Here is an 823-nt window from a genome sequence, read left to right on the forward strand (position 1 = left end):
GGAGGACATCATGACGCATTCTGTTGTAGAGCTTTTTGAAATCGAGCCCGCTATTATTCAGGTCAAGATGCATGACCGTGCTCATAAAAACGCGTTTTCGCAAGAACTCACAGACGGATTAATTCAAGCGTTCGAATTCATTCGCAATCAACAAAGCTATAAAGCAGTGATTTTAACGGGATACGACAATTATTTTGCTTCAGGCGGAACACAAGAAGGTTTGCTGAGAATCCAGCAAGGAATCACCAAGTTTACTGATGACAATCTCTATTCTCTGGCACTTGATTGCAGAATTCCCGTCATTGCTGCCATGCAGGGTCACGGAATTGGGGGCGGCTTTGTCATGGGGCTCTTTGCTGATTTTATTATTCTGAGCAGGGAGAGCGTGTATACCACTAATTTTATGAAATACGGGTTTACACCGGGTATGGGAGCTACTTTTATCGTTCCCCAAAAACTCGGGTTCAGCTTGGCGCAGGAGTTATTAATGAATGCAGGCAATTACCGGGGAGCCGATCTCGAAAAAAGAGGAATACCCTTTAAAGTCCTCCCTCGATCTGAAGTTTTGGAGTATGCTGTGGAGCTGGCGCGTGAGCTGGCGGAAAAACCGAGAAACTCCTTAATTACACTAAAAGACCACTTGGTTTCGCCGCTTCGCGAGCAGCTTCCCAGCGTGATAGAACAGGAGCTCGTTATGCATGAGAAAACATTTCATCAAGACGAAGTCAAAACGAGAATCACAGGTTTGTATGGGAATTAATTGAAAATAAAAATGATCGTCGTGTGATACATAAAAATGTGCAGGTGAAATGGAGGCAGCTCT

Annotated in this window: 1 protein-coding gene; it reads left to right on the forward strand. The window is 44.3% G+C overall.

All coding sequences use genetic code 11. From position 1 onward, the window contains the following. Positions 1–10 precede the first annotated feature (10 nt). Positions 11–760: a polyketide synthase gene (locus CJU60_RS11805; protein WP_095713869.1), complete on the forward strand. Its 750-nt coding sequence runs from the start codon at positions 11–13 to the stop codon at positions 758–760. Positions 761–823: the final 63 nt, after the last annotated feature.

The organism is Bacillus sp. 7705b (assembly GCF_002289525.1).
Lineage (GTDB): Bacteria > Bacillota > Bacilli > Bacillales > Bacillaceae > Bacillus > Bacillus halotolerans.

What these genes read in the sequence shown, in the direction of transcription:
- CJU60_RS11805 (WP_095713869.1), top strand. Translation starts at nt 11, where the DNA reads ATGACGCATTCTGTTGTAGAGCTTTTTGAAATCGAGCCCGCTATTATT.